General features: G+C 36.7%; 26 protein-coding genes and 1 pseudogene. 6 read left to right on the forward strand and 21 right to left on the reverse strand.

The features are described 5' to 3' along the window. Positions 1-24 precede the first annotated feature (24 nt). The 4 genes from ACPBEH_RS04130 to ACPBEH_RS04145 form a co-directional block, all read right to left on the reverse strand. Positions 25-450, reverse strand: a complete 426-nt coding sequence (locus tag ACPBEH_RS04130; RefSeq protein WP_011374291.1) for a hypothetical protein — start codon at positions 448-450, stop codon at positions 25-27. Then, positions 428-1,018, reverse strand: coding sequence for a UbiX family flavin prenyltransferase (locus ACPBEH_RS04135; RefSeq protein WP_016264798.1), 591 nt, complete (start codon positions 1,016-1,018; stop codon positions 428-430). Before ACPBEH_RS04135 ends, ACPBEH_RS04130 begins: the two co-directional genes overlap by 23 nt. A 21-nt stretch (positions 1,019-1,039) precedes the next feature. Further along, complete coding sequence (locus ACPBEH_RS04140) at positions 1,040-2,515, reverse strand: UbiD family decarboxylase (RefSeq protein ID WP_424349822.1); 1,476 nt, start codon at positions 2,513-2,515, stop codon at positions 1,040-1,042. 107 nt (positions 2,516-2,622) lie between these two features. Continuing rightward, positions 2,623-3,495 (reverse strand): LysR substrate-binding domain-containing protein, encoded by an 873-nt coding sequence (locus tag ACPBEH_RS04145; protein WP_424349823.1) that lies wholly within the window; start codon positions 3,493-3,495, stop codon positions 2,623-2,625. Between the two features lie 124 nt (positions 3,496-3,619). On the opposite strand from ACPBEH_RS04145, the gene ACPBEH_RS04150 reads away from it, so the two are divergent. Further along, a complete protein-coding gene (locus ACPBEH_RS04150) occupies positions 3,620-4,345 on the forward strand; it encodes a DUF554 domain-containing protein (protein WP_025015914.1) in 726 nt (241 codons plus the stop codon). Positions 4,346-4,385: 40 nt separating this feature from the next. Here the strand turns inward: ACPBEH_RS04150 and ACPBEH_RS04155 are convergent, their stop codons facing one another. The 3 genes from ACPBEH_RS04155 to ACPBEH_RS04165 all read right to left on the reverse strand — a co-directional run bounded on the left by ACPBEH_RS04155 (position 4,386) and on the right by ACPBEH_RS04165 (position 5,227). After that, positions 4,386-4,625 carry a hypothetical protein gene (locus tag ACPBEH_RS04155; protein WP_424349824.1) on the reverse strand — a complete coding sequence of 80 codons (240 nt, stop codon included), beginning with the start codon at positions 4,623-4,625 and terminating at the stop codon, positions 4,386-4,388. Positions 4,626-4,633: 8 nt separating this feature from the next. Next, the gene (locus tag ACPBEH_RS04160) at positions 4,634-4,876 is read right to left on the reverse strand and encodes a hypothetical protein (RefSeq protein WP_424349825.1); all 243 of its coding nucleotides are present in this window, start codon (positions 4,874-4,876) and stop codon (positions 4,634-4,636) included. 147 nt (positions 4,877-5,023) lie between these two features. Further along, complete coding sequence (locus ACPBEH_RS04165) at positions 5,024-5,227, reverse strand: DUF3923 family protein (protein ID WP_424349826.1); 204 nt, start codon at positions 5,225-5,227, stop codon at positions 5,024-5,026. Between the two features lie 836 nt (positions 5,228-6,063). On the opposite strand from ACPBEH_RS04165, the gene ACPBEH_RS04170 reads away from it, so the two are divergent. Then, positions 6,064-7,392: a sensor histidine kinase gene (locus ACPBEH_RS04170; RefSeq protein ID WP_424349827.1), complete on the forward strand. Its 1,329-nt coding sequence runs from the start codon at positions 6,064-6,066 to the stop codon at positions 7,390-7,392. Positions 7,393-7,395: 3 nt separating this feature from the next. Beyond that, complete coding sequence (locus ACPBEH_RS04175) at positions 7,396-8,142, forward strand: LytR/AlgR family response regulator transcription factor (protein ID WP_424349828.1); 747 nt, start codon at positions 7,396-7,398, stop codon at positions 8,140-8,142. A gap of 112 nt (positions 8,143-8,254) precedes the next feature. Here the strand turns inward: ACPBEH_RS04175 and ACPBEH_RS04180 are convergent, their stop codons facing one another. Continuing rightward, positions 8,255-9,607 (reverse strand): FAD-dependent oxidoreductase, encoded by a 1,353-nt coding sequence (locus tag ACPBEH_RS04180; protein WP_011374284.1) that lies wholly within the window; start codon positions 9,605-9,607, stop codon positions 8,255-8,257. A gap of 156 nt (positions 9,608-9,763) precedes the next feature. On the opposite strand from ACPBEH_RS04180, the gene ACPBEH_RS04185 reads away from it, so the two are divergent. Beyond that, positions 9,764-10,201, forward strand: coding sequence for a hypothetical protein (locus ACPBEH_RS04185; RefSeq protein WP_251950893.1), 438 nt, complete (start codon positions 9,764-9,766; stop codon positions 10,199-10,201). Here the strand turns inward: ACPBEH_RS04185 and ACPBEH_RS04190 are convergent. The 3 genes from ACPBEH_RS04190 to ACPBEH_RS04200 form a co-directional block, all read right to left on the reverse strand. After that, a complete protein-coding gene (locus ACPBEH_RS04190) occupies positions 10,188-10,820 on the reverse strand; it encodes a CPBP family intramembrane glutamic endopeptidase (protein ID WP_424349829.1) in 633 nt (210 codons plus the stop codon). The two genes, ACPBEH_RS04185 and ACPBEH_RS04190, sit on opposite strands and share 14 nt — an antisense overlap. Before the next feature lie 142 nt (positions 10,821-10,962). Further along, positions 10,963-12,003 carry a bifunctional threonine ammonia-lyase/L-serine ammonia-lyase TdcB gene (tdcB, locus tag ACPBEH_RS04195; RefSeq protein WP_011374281.1) on the reverse strand — a complete coding sequence of 347 codons (1,041 nt, stop codon included), beginning with the start codon at positions 12,001-12,003 and terminating at the stop codon, positions 10,963-10,965. Positions 12,004-12,172: 169 nt separating this feature from the next. Next, the gene (locus ACPBEH_RS04200; protein ID WP_011374280.1) at positions 12,173-12,457 is read right to left on the reverse strand and encodes a hypothetical protein; all 285 of its coding nucleotides are present in this window, start codon (positions 12,455-12,457) and stop codon (positions 12,173-12,175) included. 83 nt (positions 12,458-12,540) lie between these two features. Between ACPBEH_RS04200 and ACPBEH_RS04205 the strand changes: the two genes are divergently transcribed. Next, on the forward strand, positions 12,541-12,810 hold the full coding sequence (locus tag ACPBEH_RS04205) for a hypothetical protein (RefSeq protein ID WP_424349830.1): 270 nt from the start codon (positions 12,541-12,543) through the stop codon (positions 12,808-12,810). Between the two features lie 125 nt (positions 12,811-12,935). Here the strand turns inward: ACPBEH_RS04205 and ACPBEH_RS04210 are convergent, their stop codons facing one another. The 9 genes from ACPBEH_RS04210 to ACPBEH_RS04250 form a co-directional block, all read right to left on the reverse strand. After that, positions 12,936-13,172 carry a hypothetical protein gene (locus ACPBEH_RS04210; protein WP_424349831.1) on the reverse strand — a complete coding sequence of 79 codons (237 nt, stop codon included), beginning with the start codon at positions 13,170-13,172 and terminating at the stop codon, positions 12,936-12,938. A gap of 31 nt (positions 13,173-13,203) precedes the next feature. Beyond that, the gene (locus ACPBEH_RS04215) at positions 13,204-13,383 is read right to left on the reverse strand and encodes a hypothetical protein (RefSeq protein WP_424349832.1); all 180 of its coding nucleotides are present in this window, start codon (positions 13,381-13,383) and stop codon (positions 13,204-13,206) included. Positions 13,384-13,406: 23 nt separating this feature from the next. Further along, positions 13,407-13,694, reverse strand: a complete 288-nt coding sequence (locus ACPBEH_RS04220; protein WP_424349833.1) for a bacteriocin immunity protein — start codon at positions 13,692-13,694, stop codon at positions 13,407-13,409. 18 nt (positions 13,695-13,712) lie between these two features. Then, positions 13,713-14,045: a bacteriocin immunity protein gene (locus ACPBEH_RS04225; RefSeq protein ID WP_424349834.1), complete on the reverse strand. Its 333-nt coding sequence runs from the start codon at positions 14,043-14,045 to the stop codon at positions 13,713-13,715. A 141-nt stretch (positions 14,046-14,186) separates the two neighbouring features. After that, a complete protein-coding gene (locus ACPBEH_RS04230; protein WP_011374274.1) occupies positions 14,187-14,369 on the reverse strand; it encodes a hypothetical protein in 183 nt (60 codons plus the stop codon). 98 nt (positions 14,370-14,467) lie between these two features. Continuing rightward, positions 14,468-14,803, reverse strand: a complete 336-nt coding sequence (locus ACPBEH_RS04235; protein ID WP_424349835.1) for a hypothetical protein — start codon at positions 14,801-14,803, stop codon at positions 14,468-14,470. 404 nt (positions 14,804-15,207) lie between these two features. Further along, positions 15,208-15,954, reverse strand: coding sequence for a LytTR family transcriptional regulator DNA-binding domain-containing protein (locus ACPBEH_RS04240; protein ID WP_424349836.1), 747 nt, complete (start codon positions 15,952-15,954; stop codon positions 15,208-15,210). Between the two features lies 1 nt (position 15,955). Next, the gene (locus ACPBEH_RS04245; protein ID WP_424350052.1) at positions 15,956-17,122 is read right to left on the reverse strand and encodes a sensor histidine kinase; all 1,167 of its coding nucleotides are present in this window, start codon (positions 17,120-17,122) and stop codon (positions 15,956-15,958) included. Positions 17,123-17,535: 413 nt separating this feature from the next. Next, entirely contained in the window at positions 17,536-17,790 is a 255-nt protein-coding gene (locus ACPBEH_RS04250) for a hypothetical protein (protein ID WP_094365682.1), read from the reverse strand. Between the two features lie 254 nt (positions 17,791-18,044). On the opposite strand from ACPBEH_RS04250, the gene ACPBEH_RS04255 reads away from it, so the two are divergent. Continuing rightward, positions 18,045-18,392, forward strand: coding sequence for a bacteriocin immunity protein (locus tag ACPBEH_RS04255; RefSeq protein ID WP_424349837.1), 348 nt, complete (start codon positions 18,045-18,047; stop codon positions 18,390-18,392). A 1,223-nt stretch (positions 18,393-19,615) separates the two neighbouring features. Here the strand turns inward: ACPBEH_RS04255 and ACPBEH_RS04260 are convergent. Continuing rightward, a pseudogene (locus tag ACPBEH_RS04260) lies at positions 19,616-20,508 on the reverse strand (hypothetical protein). Between the last annotated feature and the right edge of the window lie 35 nt (positions 20,509-20,543).

Consider the following 20,543-nt stretch of genomic DNA (forward strand, 5'->3'; position numbering starts at 1 on the left):
TCATCATTAAAATGATGACTTTTTTTATTTAGCATAGGTAACCACTTGGGTTTGATCTGGATGTGCTTTTAACCATTTGGCTAAAGCGACTCCTAGTTCATGTGCCATTGGCATTGCCGCGCGCATTTGCGCCGGTGTAATCTCATTGACGTGCATCCCAGACACTAAGACCGCATTATTCGTAATCAGTGGCTTAACAGTTTTTAAAACCTGATCAATTAATACTTTTTCTTGATGGACATGTCCTGGGCGGCTAGGGAGTGCTGTGGTCAATGCCTTACCCGTTTTATCGACCGTCGTGATGACGCCGTAATGGGGCACGTCGCCACCGATAATCTGAATTAATAAATCAGACGTTTGGCGCTCTAATTTTAAGTGCATTGTATAATCCGTTTCAGTGACCGCAAATTGTACGGTTTGTTCGGTACTAGCGAGCGTTTTGACGTGCATTAGCTAACCCCTCCCAACGTGAACCAAGGTTGGTCTCGATATGCAGTTGATCCAATAATTTCATTACCGTATGATTGACGATATCATCTATCGTTTGTGGTTGATTATAAAAAGCTGGAATCGGCGGTACAATCGCCACACCCATTTGGGCCAACTTCAACATATTTTCAAGGTGAATCTGATTAAAAGGAGATTCACGGGGCACAATAATTAATGGTCGTCGTTCTTTCAAAGTGACATCGGCAGCTCTGGCAATTAAGTTTTCGCCCAGACCGGTTGCAATCGAAGCTAAAGTTTTCATACTAGTGGGCACAATCACCATGCCATCGTGTTTGAAACTACCGCTGGCAATTGTTGCGCCCATATTTTGCTCTGGATGGACAAAATCAGCTAGCGCCACGACTTGCTTTTCAGTGTACCCAGTTTTTTCGATGGCTAAATTTTCTTTGGCCCAGCGACTCATGACCAGATGCGTTTCAACATCTGGCACTTGATGTAATGCCTCTAGTAAACGAATCCCATAAATTGTCCCACTGGCACCCGAAATGCCGACGACTATTTTACGCATGTTATTCCCCTTTTCTTCTAATTAATCTAAATATTTTTGCCAATCTGCGATTTCTTTAAATTGCGCACGCTTGAAACTCTTTTGCATGTCATATGGGAAAGTCCCGTCTAATACTAACTTAGAACTCATCCCACGCACACGAATCCGGGCTGGATCGTATTCTGGTAATTCAGATGGATCTAATGGATGATTCCGTAAACCTTCTAAGACCATGATGTCCCGATCGGCTTGGAATCGTGTATTGATGGTCCACATCACGTCGTTCCAATCGAAGATATCAACATCTTCATCCACTAAGATGACCGTCTTCAATTCTTTAAAGGCAGAAAAGGCGAGCAATGCTGCTTGTCTTTGAATCCCTTCATCGGCTTCGTTATCCTTATGAATTTGCATGATAGTCATTAATTTCCCACCACCAGCAGGTGCATTATAGACGTTCAATACTTTACCTGGAATAGCACGGTCCACTAAGCTCAAAATTGATGCTTCAGTTGGAATGCCGGCCATTGAAACGTGTTCTTCTGAAGGGCCAATTGTTGTTTGAACAATCGGATTATCTTGACGATGAGTGACCGCTTTAACTTTAATCACATTCACGGCAGGATTTGCTGAGCCGTTATAACCAGGGAATTCTGGCATCGCATACCCAGAATTCGTATTAATATCTTCTTGCATTGATTGGTTTGGTAAAATTTCAGCTTCGATAATCCATTCAACACGGGCAATCCCTAAGGCATCAACAGCGACACCAGGCACTACTTGAACAGCTTCATTTCTTAAAGCACCGGCAATTTGAAGTTCATTGTAACCAAGTGGTGTTGTAGGTGGTTCAAAAGTAGCCCCAATGGTAATCGCTGGGTCCAAGCCAATGTTAATGGTGATTGGCATTGGTTCGTTGATTGCTTCATATTCTTTTAAGAACGCACCGATATGGCGACCACCGGGCATGATATACATCCCAATCGTATCTTTATCTTCAAGGACCATCCGGTGAATCGTGACGTCGCTTTGTTGGTGATCAACGCTATGACCATACACGACACCCATTGTGATGTATGGGCCAGCATCGTCTTCCGTATTGGTTGGTGCTGCTAATAATTTGCGGATATCAAAATCAGCATCGCTCGCTAAATGAACGACTTCTTGTGCTGGTGCTTGTTCGCGTGTCACTTCGACGGGGGCAACTGGTTTGGTTACCGCTTCGTTTAACATTTGACCCAGCGTTTTGTAGTCATGATGTAAAATCGTTGCGACCCGTTGGCGTGAAGCCTGCAAACCGATTAAGACGCGACTTCCGGGGAAGCCTTTGACGTTGTTAAACATCATTGTTGGGCCTTCGGTTGTTGGCCGCATGACTGTCCCACCAGCACCAATATACCGGTAGACACCTGCTAAATCAGCATTGGGATCAATTTCAACATCTGTTTCATGGTATTGGCCTGGTAAATCTTTGATTTCAGCTAATACTTTACGTAAATCATAAGGTTGTTCACTCATAAATAAGCCTCCTTGGCGTATTGAATACAACCATTATTAAACAAAGCACGCAAGCGAACAATTCAAACTAAAAACGCATCTATTCTAAATTGGAATAGATGCGTTTTCTAATTTTCTTGAATAAATTGCCAGAACAAGCGCACTGAGTCTGATTGATTTGCTTGGCGTTTAATAAAGGCTAACTGACTGTATTGTTTGGGATGAATCGGGACGGCAACCACGTTTTCGTAACCCGCTAGGTCAAAAGAGTGGTTCATCATAATTGAAACGCCCATTTTTTGATTCAGCATCTCCAAAATTAAATCAACTCGCCGACCTTCATAGACGATTTGCGGTGCCACACCGGCTTGCTCAAGGGTCTGCATCACCGGCGCTAAGACGTTTGTCGCCCCATCCAATAGTAAAAAAGGCTCGTGGGCTAAATCTTGAACGGTCAATGCGGTCTGCTGTGCGAGTGGATTATCACGCGCCATCAACGCAACAAAATAATCCCGCTCCTCGCCTAAAACCGCATATTCAGCCTGTGGTTTTTCAAATAAACGGGTAAACACGATATCCGCCCGGCCATCGTCTAAGGACGCCATCAATTGATTTGTCTCTGCCTCACTGAACTTGAGGTTGATTTCTGGATGTTGCTGATTAAATTGAAAAATTAACTGAAAAGCTTGGTAGCGCGAAATCGTTGGAATACCCTTAATCACCAATGTTGGGTCCGTTTGATTAATCTGCTGATCGATAGTTTGTAATAACCGTTGCTCCGCTTGAATTAAAGTTTTAACATCCGGTAAAATGGCCGCGCCCGCCTTCGTCAACGTTACTGTTCTGTGGTCACGCGTAAATAACGTGACACCCCAGTCTTTTTCAAGCGCCATGATATATTTTGAGACCGTGGCCTGAGTTGAAAAGATGTTTTCAGCTGTTCGACTATAATTACACGTTTGCGCTAAGTCGATAAATGTTGCCAATTTTCGAGTATCCATTCGCTTTCCTCCAACGTATTCATATTTGGAATATTTTAGCACAAAATTGGAATTGTTCCGCCTTTTTTAAACCAGTAAACTGGTAAATATTGATTTACCTACTAACTATCTATGGGAGGCTATTATGCCAATTGGAATTATGATTAACGCCCTATCCGTCTTATTAGGCGGTATTTTTGGCGCTTTGGGTGGTAAAAAGATGTCCGCCAACTTTAAAGATGGACTCAATATGGCCTTTGGGGTTTGCTCAATGACCATGGGGATTTACGCCATTGCACCGATGAAAAACATGGCAGCCGTGATTTTTGCCATTATTATCGGTACTGGCTTCGGCTTATTGATTCACTTAGGTGACTGGATTAATCGGGGTGCCGCACAAATGCAAAAATTCATCTCGCGCTTCATCAATGCACCAACTGGCTTGGATCGGCAAACATTTGATGCAACCCTCGTTACTGTCATTGTTTTATTCTGTGCCAGTGGTACTGGGATTTATGGTTCTTTAACTGAAGGGATGAATGGCGATGCCACGATTCTAATTTCTAAATCGATTCTAGATTTCTTTACGGCCGCTATTTTCGCCGCAAACTTAGGCTTTGTCGTTTCATTAATTGCCATTCCGCAATTCGTGATCTTTATTGCCCTATTCTTCGCAGCACACTTAATCTACCCCCTCACAACCCCTTCAATGATTTTTGACTTTAAGGCCGCTGGTGGTGTTTTGATGCTCGCAACTGGCTTTAGAATGGTCCAGCTAAAAATGTTTCCGACCGCGGATATGATACCGGCGATGATTGTCATCATGCCGCTGTCCTGGCTATGGACAACCATTATTTTACCAATGCTCTAAACACAAAAAACGACCAGTTAACTGGTCGTTTTTTTATATCCTATTTTTTAAATAATTGTTTTACCTGTAGATAAGCGAAAATAAGCAAGGTCAATAATAATAATAGCCCTAGGTAAACACCTAGAAAAATCATGCTAATACTTATCCATCCTAATTCCGTACTACCGCCTGCATAGAGTTCACGAAAAGCTGCCCACTTAAAAATAATTTTTGCAATGACCATTGTGCTTAAAAAGAAAAAGGCAGTTTTAAAAGCACGCCACAAATTAAGTTGCATCATGTACCTCCCTACTTCTTCTTAAACATATCTTTCCCCAAGTAACAAAAGAACGACAGTGCCATCGGATAAACCGCCTTGTATAAGCCAGCGATACTTTGTTCATGTCCAATTGTGTCAAAAATAATATTAATGATAATCAGGACTTGCAACGTTGTTAGTACACTAATCAGTTCCTGATTATCCCGTCTACGGGTACTCATGTAAAGTACAACATAAATCAGCGTGATACCAACCATATAAGCTATCGACATTTTGTTTACCCCCATCACTTTCCTTCTATTATACGCTACGGTTTTGTAAAAAAATATGTCTAAAACTACTCCTTATTTTACAATTGCGTATTTTTGAGCAATTATTCATATTCCTAATTTCAATTCTAAAGAAGTAAAATTAATTTTTTATTTTTTTATTAAATGATGATGCCACACTAAATGGGCGATTAATATACAAATGAAAACAAAACCCCAAATACTTAGAGATACTATCTGATTGGCTAGTGTATTAGAAAAACCACTCGCATCCTTTTCCCTAAACCAAATAAAAAATGAACCAACAAAAAATATAACTATCCATATTAAACTACTTATTTTAAATAATTTCATCTTATCCTCCTACAAGTCCCTTTTATTAAAAAAATATATTGTAAGCAATACATATAACAATGTATACAAAAATCACACAGATTAATAGGGTTCTATTTTATATAACCATATTTACCAATGGCAACAAGTAATACTTCCATCAATTAAATAATAAGTATACTAATACACCTAAGTATCCTTGCTTTCTTTCCAAGTTCTAGTACTAATTTTCTGTACATCTATAATATCTTCAGTTTCAATTATTGCGAATTCCATATAAATTGACCTTTAAAGCACTATGTCAGTATATATATTATTACAACTTGCAAGAATCAGTATACTTTTATTCGGTTGCTATTCTGTTGAATTTTCTTAAAAGACAATATATTCTCTTAAACGGTTCAATCCATTTAGAAAAACTTATTCATTATAATTAAAAAAATAGAAAACATATCTATTTCTATTTTTTTGTTAATATTCTACTTTAATTATTAGCCTCTTTCAGTTAAAAAAATATGTCATAATATATATCGGAAGTTATCAATTTGAAATATTGCTAAAATTAGGATTTAAAAAGTTAACTTTAATTAACAATAATATTATTAAAGAAAAATTATAAATTTCGGTGAAACAGACTATTTAATATTTTTTTGAATATCCTCGATTAAAAACTATATAAGTAATAACACAGGATCAATATTAAACGGATTCTTAAGTGCTTATATAATATCTAAAGTTATCTTTAATGACGTCGTAGAACTCCCGCAAAAGGAAACATTTATAGCCGATCTATTCAATGACAGATACTCATTTTTATAATATAATCATGAAATATTTAGAAAAATGGAGTTACAATAATGATTTTTATTCTTCTAGTTTATACCATAGGATACTTATTTTGTTTACAATCCTTACCCTTAAATATTACAAGCAGAGACAGTATTAGGATTGGTTTGATTACTATTTTTACACAGTTCATCGTAATATGGATAACTAATTTAATGAGTGCCAATATAATACTTATTTACTTAATCAGTATTGAAATGTTTGTTGCCTCTCTATACTTTTTTATTAAAAAACATTCAATAGAACAATTACCATATGTTCTATTTGTATTTTTGTTATTAGCATTAGGAACTCAATTAAGCGAGCTAATTATTTTTAAAATTCTAGGAATATCTTATTTAACACAAGAAAGCAATATTTTTTGGATTTGTGTAAATACAGCCATTCCAATACTATTCTCATTTAGTATTTCAAAATTCATTTTTAAGCTTTATCAAAGGTATCGTATAGATTCTAAATTACTAAAAAAATATGATAATTTAAAACTTAGTATTTTAATACTGAGCATGATTGCTCTTTTCTTTACAGGAATAATTATGACGGATAATCCTTCAGTTAGTAAATATGATTCGTTAATTACTAGTAATTCTTTTTTAATGATCATAGTTACAATCACTTGTTCTGTCTTTGTCACATCTTGGCTGTATCGTAAGAATACATTGGAAAAATTAAATTACGAAAGAATAATCAACAGCCAATTAAAAGAATATTTAAATTCACTTGAAGAATTAGAAAATACGCAGCGCCAATTTAGACATGACTTCATAAATATTTACGGTAGTTTTTCTGGTTATATTGAAAATGATGATATGCCTGGACTAAAAAAATACTATTATAAAGAGATAGAACATATTAACTCCGAACAAAATAAAAAGAGTTTTCAATTAAAGTCTTTGTCAAATATGAAAATAATAGAACTAAAAGGACTACTCTCTTTAAAAATTACAAAGGCAGAGTCACTCGGAGTATCAATAAATATAGAAATCGTCAATCCGGTTAACAAGTTAAATGTTGATCTATTTGACTTTAATCGATGTATTGGTATATTACTAGATAACGCTATCGAAGCATCAGCAAACATAGAAGAAACTATTAAAATCGTTGATATTATCATATTTAATGAAAGTTCCGACTTAACAATACTAATTAAGAATAACTTAATTCAAAATGTAAATATTGATACAATATTTAAAAAGGGATACAGTACCAAGGGAAATAATAGAGGTTTGGGTTTATCAGAAGTTGAACACATTATAAACAGTACAAAAAATATGTCTCTGGAAACCACCATAGAGAATAGCCTTTTTATCCAAAAAATCATCATACTGAAAGAAGATTAGCAATTGATTCCCGTATATATTTGTGAAGATAACACTGGTCAAAGAGAGAAGCTCGAAACTCTAATAAAAAAACATATCATAATTGAAGACTTTGATATGTTCATTGCAAAGTCCACTCATGATCCTGCTAGCGTTCTTCAAGCGGTTCAAGAAAACAAGACAGTGGGTATTTATTTTCTAGATATAGATTTAAATGATCCTAATCTTAACGGTTTTACTTTAGCACAAGAAGTCAGAAAAATAGACAGTGACGGTTATATTATATTCATAACCACTCATTCTGAGATGGCATTTCAAACCTTCCACTATAAAGTATCAGCACTTGAATATATTTTAAAAGATAATCCCGCCGATATAGAGCGCGCTATAAAAGCTTGTTTCGAAACAATTAAAACTCAACTTAATACTACCCGTACAACTAAAAAGATATTTAATATTATTTCTGAAGAAAAACTGTTATTTATAGATGAACAAAAGATTACCTTTTTTGAAGTAGTTAGTCCACATAAACTAATCGTTCATAGTTTAGATAAACGAATACATTTTAATGGAGATTTAAAAGAAATTGAAAAAAGACTGTCTCAAAACTTTATTCGTTGTCATAGGTCTTTTATAGTAAACCTTAATTATATTGACTATGTTGATAAAAAAAATAGTGTCATCATTTTGAAAAACGGCTCTACTTGCTATCTTGCTAGACGAAAATTAAAAGTAATTTTAGAAAGGCTAGCCGCAATTAAGAGTCTCTAAAATCAATTCTCGTTTACTATTAATTAGTTTTTATATTACAAAAAAGACTGTCTGAAATGAATCAAAAATTCATTTTAAACAGTCTTTTTATTCGATATCTATCTTTATACTACTAATGCATCAAACGTTGTGCCTTTTGAGCGGCAACGTTCATGATGTTCCAAGGCCGGTCGAAACCAGGTTGGAAGAAGAAGTCAGCGTAAGCTAAATCGTCAACCGTCATCTTGCCTTGGATGGCTAATGAGATAGCGTTGATATTAGCTGTGACGTCTGCTTTAGACATGATTTGTGCGCCTAAAATCCGGCCTGTTTCAGGATCGAATGTTAATTTGAATTTAACTTCTGGGTTTTCGTCAGCTGGAACGAAATGCGGACGATAAGTTTCTGTAACAACGACGGATTGGGTCTTAACGCCTGACTTATCAGCAGTCCCTTCTTTAATCCCCGTTGAAGCAAAGTGATAATCGAAAACACTTAAGGCTGACGAACCGGAAACAGCTGGCACTGGTTGGTCAGCTGTGACCAAGTTTTTAGCAGCGTAGCGACCTTGACGGCGGGCATTCGTTGCTAAAGCGATTGGGATTTCTTCGCCAGTAGGTGCATATTTAACAACCGTTGCATCCCCCACCGCAAAGATATCAGGTTGACTCGTTTGTAGATATTCATTAATCTTAATCCGACCACTACGGTCTAAATCAAGCACATCTTTCAACCAAGCTGTATTTGGACGAATACCAGCAGCTTCGATAACTAAATCGGCATCATATTCGGCTTGATCCGTCACAACCTTAGTAACTTTACCGTCAGCACCGCGGTATTCCTTAACAGATTGACCGACTGCTGGATAAATATTATGAGCTTGCATTTCAGTTGTTAATTCATCTGTAAATTCTTGATCGAGGTATAAACTCAATAGACGTGGTAAGACGTCAACAACTGTCACGTTTTTACCAGCTTTGGCAAAGACTTCAGCAGCTTCAATACCGATATAGCCTGAACCAATGACAACGACGTTTTTCACAGTTGGATCAACCGTTTTGGCCTTGAGCTTAATTGCCCAATCACGACCACGCATTGCATAAACGTTAGCTAAGTCGCGCCCAGCAACGGGAAGTTCAAATGGCACAGCCCCGACACTTAAGACGAGCTTATCGTAACTTTCTTCACGAGTTGTATTATTTTTTAAATCCTTAACCTGAACCGTATGTTGGTCAGCGTTAATGGCTGTAATAGCTTGTTGTAAACGAACATCGACACCTTTAGCACGCATGCCTTCTGGCGTTGCATAGCTAACATCGTCAACATTCTTGACTGTTCCTTCTAAATAGAGTTGCATCCCGCAGGATAAGAACGATAGAAAATCGCCCTGTTCGTACCATTGGATTGTTGCATCCGGATAATCTAGTAAACTTTCTTGAACTGTTTCGAACCCACCATGGGATGAACCGACAACAATAATTTTCACGCTGATCACTCCTTATCTATTTCGTACAATCTAATTATAACGCAGATAATAATTATTACAAATGAATTCGGTTACGCCGCCATTCTTTTTATAGCGTTTACCGTTATTCACATGCTAAACTAACAGTACCAAAAACTTCGATTGGAGACTAAGTAATTGCTCAAACAAAAATTAAAGCGCAATATTCCAACATTGATCTACCTCGTAACTCTCTATGTCGCTTACCAAATTCTCACCACGATTATCACCGTTTTTACAGACCAAACGATTCTCAAAATGGCCAAGGAATCGCCTAGTGGCTTCATTGTTTTATTTGGGGGCTTTTACTTCTTATATATTATTCTTGCTGTTGGCGTTTTATACTCAGGCCACATTCTCTCTAAACAAGATGGTCATTATGAACTTTCATTATTAATCCTGAATATTCTATCGACTTTCACGACGCTCACCACGATTATCCTGAAATTTTCAGGTGCTCAAATGCCAGCGCCATTATTACCAATGACCTTCTTCATTATCCTTACCACGATTTCGTTGGCAACAACTTCAAAACTGCTCCAAATGCGGGCTAACCGATTAGCTAAAGCAAATTAATCAAGGCATGCAGAATCATTGAACATTTCAAATCCTTCGTCCAGTAATAAGTGGCACCTAGAATCCAGCCCATCGCGCAATAAATCAACCAATTATAATTAATTGCTAATTCATGCATGCTGCCAAATATCAGCCCTGATACAATGACCTTCAAGAAACCATTAAACATTGTTTTCTTCAGGAAAAAGAAATTGAAAAAGAGCCCTCTAAATAATAGCTCTTCAATTGTTGGTGCGATCAAGCCATTACCGATTGTTGTTAAATAAGGTGCTACCTGCATCCGCTGATCAATCACCACCTGATTTTGTGGTAACGTCAGCGGATTCCAGAATTGATCAAACCAGTTTAATAAGTAACTCGCTGCTAGCATGAGCAGTATAATCCCAATCTTCTTAATCACTGGAACCGCTACTTCTGGCCCGTTAGCTTTTGACAAGCGACGATAAATAACCAGTAACAAGGCCAATAGAAGCCCCCACATGATTAAATCAAACACGATAAACCGCATTTCATGCTGGGCTAGATAATGATTGCTAACCCCTAATAATTCTTCAACATAGATCACACTGGTTAATAAAACTAACAAAATGAAATAACAGACGCGCTTCATAGTAACCATTTCAAACCACCTAATTTTTTGATTTAAGATTAGTATCCCATAATCGACTTTAACTGTTTCTCAATTTTAATGAACGTCAATAATTAACCGATAAACGTCAAAAAAGGTATCGCGAAAATTCGCGATACCTTTTTTGAATGAACTAACCAACAACACCCTTGCTTGTGTCTGCTGGTTTGAAGAGGTGCTCAATAATCCCTGAAACCCGTGTTAAATCAACATTACCGCCTGAAACCATCGCAACAATGTTCTTATCTTCAAGCCACTTAGGATCAATCTTGCCACTTAATAAGGCAGCTGTTGGTAATGCACCCGCACCTTCTGTGACAATCTTAGTCCGTTGCATCAAGTCGGTCATTGCCATTGCGATTTCGTCTTCAGTGACTAAGATAAATTCGTCTACTAGGTTTTGAACAACTGGGTAAGTTAAGTCTCCTGGAATAGCAACATCTGTACCATCTGCCAATGTGAAATCATCATGGTGACTTGTAATTTTGCCAGCATCGATTGAAGCCGCCATCCCATGCACGTTTTCAGATTGAACCCCGATAATGTGAATTGATGGGTTAAAAGATTTCAAAGCTGTTGCCACACCTGAAATTAAGCCGCCCCCACCAACAGGGATAATTACTGTGTCGACATTCCAAATTTCATCTAAGATTTCAAGACCAATTGTACCTTGTCCAGCCATGACTTCACGATCATCGTAAGGATGAACGATTGTCATGCCTTTTTCTTCTGCTAATTGTTCCATGTATAAACGTGCATCGTTAAACGTTGCACCGTGTAAGACAACGTTAGCACCGTAGCCAGCCGTTGCTTCTTGTTTAGCAATTGGGGCTTCTTCTGGCATAACAACTGTTGCATCAATTCCCAATAACTTAGCGGTTAATGCGACCCCTTGTGCATGGTTACCAGCTGATGCTGTTACAATCCCACGTTGACGTTGTTCTTCAGTTAAATGATTAATTTTATTATTGGCACCTCTAAATTTGAACGAGCCTGTTAATTGCATGTTTTCTAATTTCAGATAAACATTGCCCTTAGCGACATTCCGGCTTAAAAACATCGATTGAATTAATGGTGTTTCCCGGATGTAAGGTTTGATTGTTGCCCGCGCCTCTTCAATATCACGAATATCACAAATGTCAGCTGTCTTCAAAACTAAATTATTTGTTGCCATAATGGCCACCTCTTCCATATTGATTAATCCTGAACATGAATATTAGTGCCTTTTGTACTATCATTCACAATTTAAATGTAGTCCTCTTTGGCCTACTTGTCAAAGGGAATCCCGAGTTTATTAGAACGTTTTCATATGGTAATTAGCAGCTTCTCATTATTATCGACATTTAACGTCCAATCGCATTAAACTGCGAAAGACTGACTAATTGGAAGTCTTGCTCAACTTTTAAATTTAAAGATTGTTCAATTAGTTCAATCACCTTTGCTTGTCCCAAACTGCTTCGAATACTATAACCTTCACCATATAAACGAATTTGGTCGAACTGCCCTTGAAGCCGTTCAATGACTGATGCTGCTTCTAACGGCGTCTTCAACGCCAATAAATACCAACTGGTGCCATCACCTGTTAAACTCATATGCTTAAAGAAATCAAAATACGTTTTATCAAACATTATCAAAACCTCCTTTTGTATATAAAGCGCTATCAATAGTTGTATAATAGCATATGATAGTCATAAAACAAGGAGATATCACGATGAAAGAAGCCATTTTAGTCTATACAACCCTTCCTTTAATTATTGGGAGCAACTTTAGCAGTCACCACGAGCAGGAATTTATCATGCACTTAAACACCGCGCTTGCCGCCAAACAATTGGATTGGCACGTTTCACTAGATGAAAGTTTTGGAGACAGCCAAGCCATCAAGGCTAAAAAGCCAGACGCCTTAATTCTAAAAATGGCTTACAACACCAATTTGATCGACACGCTTTTGATCAAAACCAAATCTACCAACTTGGCGCACTAGAACTATCAACGCTCAGTACGCGCTCAGTCGTCGCATTTTTAGCGAATCATTAAAGGGGGTGGGACAAAATTTATTTTTGCCCCACCCCCTTATTAGATTTCGTATATTTATCGGTGCACCATATTTTACAACGACATTAATTGAATCAAGGCCGGTGAAACCTTAAATCCGTTAACCATCAAGAAATAATTGATTGCTTGTTGATAGTCATTGCGGCATTGACTATCCAAGTACCCATTTTTAGCAGCCGCTGCGCCCCTATTTAAATGAGCGGCTAATTGGTAGTCTGCCGCTACTTGCGGATCACTCAAGGCGACTTCAATTAACCGCAAAATGTTCAGCAATCCTTGATCACTCGCCAACTTATTTTTTCCTCCAATTCGACAAACATCATCAGCCCTTCTTAGTGAGTAAGTTTTCGATCATTAACCACAACCCCAACACAATACAAAAGAAGTCAAACCACCATGAAATGGTGCTGATACTTTCGTTAATAATCGACCAGCTTGAAAATAAAAGATAGAGCCCGAAATAAAAATCAATTGCTTTATAAAAAAAGTGATTAAATGTCATTCCAATTCCCCTTAAAAATGCTGTTAGTAACCATATCGAATGTTAGAGAGTGCCGTTAGTGCTTTGACCTGTTCGGATTGCGCAGCTGATAAAGTCAAACCGTCTTCTTGAAGCGCATTGGCAATTGCCAAATTTAAGCGACTCAAGATCAAGGGCACGCTTGCTTTTTTACTTTCAAGTTCTGCTTGATAAGTCGTTAAAACAGTTTGTAAAGTAGGCCCTTTTGAAGCATCTTGTAAATCCGTTAATAACGCCTTAATTATTGTAATCGCTTGTTCACTACGTTCTGAACCACCTGAATACCATTTCATATTACCCAACTCCTATTCTTAATGCATACCGCCAAACATCATTGAAGATGCAATTAAACCGTAGCCTAAATTCAAATCGCGTAATCGTTTTCGATCTAATTTTTCTAATTTATGATGAATGTAACCATATAAATTGCGATTAGCACGCGGTAAGCTTATCGATACGATGTAATTTTCATGATAAGCATTGTAGATATCGACACAGACACTAAGCGAATCTGCACCTTCGATTAATCGCTTGGCACCTGCTAATAAGGCTGCCTTGTATTCATATTTTTGTGGTTGATTTGATAAATCTTCATTGTAAGCTGCATCGATTAAATCGAATAGTTCTTGATCACTAATTGTCAATATAACCAACTCCCTTATGAAAGTATTATGGCGGAATTCTTAATTTAGTGTTAAAAAAAATATTAACGTTCAACTTTATCGGTTAAACGTTAATATTTGGTATTAGTATGTATTCTTATTACTATTTCGAAGGCGCAAAAACTAAGCTTTATCGCCTAAAAATAAGCCTGATACGATTAATGAAATCCCTATTATGACACCAACAATATCCAACCACCAAGAAACACTAAACATCGTTTCATTGAATACTGCAAAACTAGCTATTAAGGCCCAAATACCAATATAGAGATCTAATGATTTATAGAAATTCTTTTTTAAACGCATTATTAATGCACTCCTCCATTTAAATATAAATATTAATTTTTTTAATAAAGTATCTAGTTGATATCTTACAAAATAATTGTGTATCAAAGAAATTCAAACTACCTCTCTAAATGCTTCAAAAAAGAAATAACGGCATCAATATCACCTTCTTGTAATTCTAAAGCTCCCAATTGATAGATATCCTTTTTAGGGAAGCTGCCAGTATTAAAACGATATTGCAAGCCATTTTTTAATAACACGGCTTGCGGTGCTTTGACTTCAATATCACTAATATTTCCAAATGAGCTATCAAGTTCTACTTGCCAGCTCATCGATAGTTCATCGATTCTATTGTTTAACTTCTTCACAAAATTCCGTTCCTTCTTATTAAAGATAACCAAATTATCAATCAGAAATGGCAGCCCTTGATAAACTAATATGCATAATCTCTTCATAACTTCCCCTCCCTAAAGTCTTCAGATGCTTCTCTAATGATATTTACTTCACCGTTTAATTTTTTATCTTAAACGTCTATCAAACACGTTAATGACGGTCCTTGAACTTAATATTAATAAACAAGGTCATCCCGATAATAAGCATTATATCCGCTAGTCTAAAACGATCTTCATTGCCTAAGATGATTATTAGACCAATACCACCTATTATTAATAAAATTGAAATAATAATTAACCCGTTACTTTTCTTAAGAAACACTATTTTTTATATTCTCCTTAATTTATGAATAGGCCTGTTTCAGGCTAGTTCAATTGCCATTTATAGAACTATTATGCTTCAATTTACCATTTCTGCGCAAAAAAAATATTAACGTTCAACTTTATCTGTTAAACGTTAATATGCGCTACATCATTTGTTTTAATTTAGCTACTAGTTCTCGTGATTTACGAAACGAGACCTTTGCTTCACTGCCATCGATAAAACTTAAGCTACGCGTTTTACTGTCATAATTGGCAATATTAGATAGGTTAACTAAGTAACTTTTATCACAGCGAAAGAGCATTGGATATTGGGCTTCCAGCGCATTTAAATTTCCTGGAAAAGTAACCTTTCTGGTAACGGCTAACAAATTAATATGACCCGGATTTTCTTTTTCAGTATATAAATAAACAACTTCCTTTAATGGTAATGAGAAAAAACGGGGACCGATTTTATAACTAAATAAATTTTCTCGGTGATACGCTGCCGCCTCGTTTTGTTTCTCAGCTAACAATAGATCATCAATCAATTGCCTTTTGATTTCAGCCATTGATTGATCCTTGAGAATGTAATCTAAAGGCGCTATTTTTCGTTCTAACGTTAATAATGTCAGTTCCTCGTGGGTTGTAATGAAGACAATTTGCGCAAACGGCATCATCTGCCGAATCTTAGTTGCCACTTCTAAACCGGCTTGGCGGTTATCCTCAATTTCCATATCCAAAAAGAATAAACCTCGTTGCTGGTCCTTAATTGCTGCCAACAATGTCTCCGTGTCACTGGCAGTACATTTTAAAGTCATTCCAAATTCGTTAATCATAATCGTATTCGCGATAATTTGCTGATAAATCGCTTGTTGCTGTAAATCATCCTCTAATAAATAAACGGGATACAAATTAAATTTCCTCCGTAATCATCAATGTCTGTCGTAACTTTCTATTTTCAATCTGCGTTTCCAAAAATAAATTGGTTTGTTTGGCAATCAAATCCTGCACATTAGCTAAACCAGTCCCCCGACCAGCACCTTTAGTTGAATAACCTAACTCTGAAAATGCTTGGATATCCTTAACTTGGCTAGCCGTATTTTCAATCGTGATTTCGATTAAGCCTTCAGATTGTAAGAAGGCACAACTCACTAATTTATCTGTTTCTTGAACAGCCTGTTCAATGGCATTGTCTAATAAAATACCGATAATCCGAATAACCGTTAATAAATTAGCGGTTGCTAATTCGATTGGTTCGGTCATTTCGAATTTTAAAGTAACACCAGCCTGTTTGGCCGCCAAAAACTTTTGAATGACTAATCCTCGAATTGGCTCGTTTTTCAAGTAATCGAGTTGCGCAATGACTGCCCCTTGGATTTCATTTTGAATTGGCCGTTGCGCTAATAGTTCTTGATAATAGGCCTTAAATTGTTGCTGATCGCCCTTTTCAGCAAAACTTTCCAACGATAATAAGATGTTTTGATAATCATGCTTAAATCGCCGTAATTCGGTGTACTGCTGTTCGATATTGACTAGGTAATCTTGAAGTTGTTGATTCCGGACAAATTGGTCGTTGGCTTCTTGGCGAATCGAATAAGCCTTCAAAAAAAGCATCACTTGCCAAAATGTCATCCCGATGAGGACACCAAAAATGATAATAATGGTTAATAATATCGTTGCTGTTATCCCTTGAAGATTTCCAATTGCCAATACAACTTGTATCGCTAAAAATAGACCGAACGTAAATCTGAAGTATTGATTTTCCAATGAAAATTCTGTAATTTCTTGATTTAAGCGTTGTAACTTGGGACGGTTATTTTTCAATAAAATTAAAAATAAACCATCCAGTATAACGGCAATGAAGATGCCCCATAATGTAATTTCAGTAGCATTGCTACTCAAAATTTTGACACTAAAATCATGTTTGATAATCGACATGCTAAACTGACTAATAATCGTCCCTATGGCAACTAATAATAACTGAATAACAATAATCAGAATTAAATCGGCACTATCTGTTGTTTTAATCTTATTTTCTTTCTGCTGATGAAAGTGCCATCCCAACCGGATTAATACCATCACGAGTAAGGATGCATCTGAAATAAACAGATATAGTATTGAAAAAATAACTGTTATTAGCACGTCCATTACGATGCGTTTAAATGTTATTTTTCTTTGAACATATCTATACAATAAAAAAATCAATAAAATTGCAACGAAATTTTGTAAAAAAGAAACCCATACATCCGTATATAACATTTGTCCCAACAACCTATCTTATGGCAATCAAATCTACGTTTAACACGAAGAAAATTTCACCATACCCCTATTTTTTCTGAAAGTTTTTTAAACATCATCATACTTTCTCCTAATCTTAGTCTAATCAAATTATACATAATTCACAAGCTTATCTTATTAAAAATAACTAACATCCGCCAACAGTCGATAACAACTAAAAAAGTTGGAATAAATGATTTTATTCCAACTTTTAACTACCCAACAAATTTATATAGGACATAGAATAGACCAACGATTTTAATCATTAAATCTACTTTCCCTGCCCAACTGTTTTCGACATTCGATGAATAGAGTAAGAAATGCTCCCCTAAACTAGCAACACCAAAAACGATTAGAAATCCTAAAGCCGCTTGTGAATGACTCAAATAGGCGGCCGCTATAATGATCATTGATATTACCAAAGAAAGAATTTTTTGGTATTCCTGGGTTTGTTTCAACAATAAGCTCAAATGGCATCCTCCTAATCAGTGATCAATACTTTAATTGACCAACTAAGTATCTTATCCGTTTATTATGACTTATTATTAGGTCAATATTCAAAAAAAAGATTAACGTCCCATTTCAAACGTTAAACGTTACCGGTACAGTAATGCACATTTCAAATTTTACTAGTCAGGTCAAATTATCGGCTAATCATGATTGACAAAATATTGTCTGAGCACTATAACGAGTATGAAATATATTAATCCATGGAGGGATTTACATGACAAATCAATTAATGGTCAAAGAAAATATTCACACACTTTACAACAGCCTAATGGCTCATCCAGATAAATCAAACGCACTTCTCGACATTACCGATGTTTTGAGTCAGGTCTATCTCACACTTGAAACTGCCAAGAATCCTGAAGCGTTAGTTAACCGCCTCTCAAATTATATTTATAGTGTTGGCTTTGGTGAAATTCATCTCAATAAATCTGAAGAACAATTATTAATCGACCTAGGTGCTTATGGTCAAAGAGCCGGCTGGAATGGTGTTTATCGTGGCGACTATACCGCCAAAGCTGAATTTTTCAACTATTCTGATGCCCGTAAATACGCTAGAGTTTAAACTAAAAACGCGACTAAACAATGAATCACAAGATTCGTTATTTTAGTCGCGTTTCTTTTTTTATTTTTTCATTTGTCGGCGTTTAGCCAGTTTTCCATTCATTCGGCGCACATCAATCCAGTTACTAATTTGTTCTTTATGTATCCCATTTTCGTTAGCCGATTACTCATTAAATGCTGGTCCAGAAAACAAGAAAAAGGGGGAATACCTAACCAACGAAAGGCGGATATGATGTGACTACGACCGGAGTTACCTTTTCATATCAGGTTACACCCAAATCAAATTTAAAGATACCGGTTCATACAAAAATTTATCGAACTCCTAAGGGGGACTAAAGTACGTTATAAGGTACGTGTGAAAGACGAGAACGGATCATACCAACGAATTTTAGTATCAAAACAGGTTGGCTATTAACTGATCCACTCTGAAAAAAGCTCCTATTATTTTATATAAATATTTGAGCTTGAAGACACAATGCTAACCATTACTAGCAATGATGTGCCTACACTGAATTTTCAAAACACATTTATCGCGTCTGAATGTTTTGGGACCCAGAATTCCAATAGAGAATGATGAACGCTCTGATGAAAACTAAAATTTTTAAAACTATACTTGGTTTATTAATCTTTGCTATTAAATTTATTTTCCCAAATGCAAAATGGTTATACAGTATCTTATTAGTCGTTTTTCTAGTATCTCTACGGATTCCACATGATAGAAACTAGCTTAGTCAAGCGTTTACTACTTTTCCTTGTTGAAAATCACGATAGAGGTTCTGTATGAAATGTTATCAGTAAAATTGTTGGCAGATATTTTCGGGGGCGATAAAAACAAGAATAAGAGAGACGGGAAAACTTCTTTTTGATTACTTGTGGGTCTGGAATAACCCTCTATACGAAAATTTTGATAGCGTAGATTTCGTCAATTGAAATGAACGCTTCACCCAGCACTAACTTATCCAGGTAGTATCCGTCAATTTGGCCTTCAATAAAAGGTGCCAGGTACCCGTCTTTATCTTGCACATTTCGTTCAATTCTGACGGGTAGTTTCTTCACAACAGCGGTATTAACGATCTGTTTAATGGCTTCAGTTGACCCTTACGGTCTACTTTTTGCAAACTGGCCGTGTAATCACTCAAGTAGAACCCTTACCGCTTCATCATACCGCGATTCTGGTACTGATTCAAAAACTGAGTGACCCCGTTTGGATCAAACTCGTACTTTTTACTCATAAGAATTGCCTCCATTGTGTCCACCAACCAGGACGGCATGTTCAATTGCGGTTCCGCCTTCAGCAACGCTCGAAAGTTTTACTAACGAGGTGAAGCCATACTTTTGCCGGATACTATCTACGGTTCGATCAAGCTCTCTTTTTTTAAAGACGTTTGTTTTGTATCAAAGAGATCAAGCTGCACTACATTGTCATTGACCAGATCGGCACAGCTAATTGAAATATTACGGACAGTCTCTCCTTCCCACTTATTCCGAAAAAGAGTAATCGCGTGAGCAGCCAATAACCCATTATCATTGATTGTATCAATCTTCATGCTGTGTCCAAAACTAGATTTGCACGTCTCTTCTTTGGATCTAAATGAATAACCAATGCTTAGGGCCGCTTTATGATGCGCACGTATTCGCGCCGTGACTTGTTCAGCTATTCCTCGAATAACAATTTCTATTTCGGCTTGATTTCGATAATCACGCGACAATACCTGGCTATTACCATAAGACTTAGCCAAAAGTGGATTGTCACTAATTCCCACCGTTAAATAAATGCCCAATTCTTCTTTCACCTTCAGTTGGATTTTTCGGTTCACTCCCTGAGACTATCGCAAATTATACTTGATGTAAAGGTTCATGCGCGGTGGCACAACAATTATACGTTTGTCCTTTGGAACGTCTCTGGTACGCATTACATTGCTTATTCCGAATATCTTTTTTTCCATCGGTGAGGCAGTAAGCACAAGGACACCGTTAGTATTTTTGGTGGTAGACATAACAACTAAGATAGATCGCAATAGATTGAGATCTATCTTAACCGATTCAACGCTAGCGTAGAAACTTTTTGAATCGATCATAAAGATGATACGTCGCGCTTCTTTAGAATAATCGTACATCTGAAGTACCACCTCTAATTGCTGCTAATTGGTGA

The sequence above is a fragment of the Latilactobacillus parasakei genome (assembly GCF_049674265.1).
In the GTDB taxonomy this organism is placed as follows: Bacteria; Bacillota; Bacilli; order Lactobacillales; family Lactobacillaceae; genus Latilactobacillus; species Latilactobacillus sakei.